A 228-nucleotide genomic window follows, 5' to 3' on the forward strand; every position below is an offset into this window, starting at 1 on the left:
TTGGATTTTAACCCTAACGCATTGAGTTTTTGTTTAGCAATCTTCAATTCTTCTTGGTTTTCTCGCCCCCCAAAAGCATAAAAAATAAAGCGGTTGCCATTGCCATCCACCTCATCAATCCAACATTGCTTGGAAAAATACAGCTTGTTGTCGCTTTTGAGCTTTTCTAAAGCGATTTCTTTCGCATAGACCACGCTCCCAGCGCTCGCTTCCATAAGCATGGTGCTT

The 228-nt window shown here is 42.1% G+C and carries 1 pseudogene; it reads right to left on the bottom strand.

From position 1 onward, the window contains the following. A pseudogene (locus tag BZK24_RS08800) lies at positions 1 to 228 on the bottom strand (hypothetical protein); the annotation flags it as partial.

It is taken from the genome of Helicobacter pylori (genome assembly GCF_001998165.1).
Lineage (GTDB): Bacteria > Campylobacterota > Campylobacteria > Campylobacterales > Helicobacteraceae > Helicobacter > Helicobacter pylori_DL.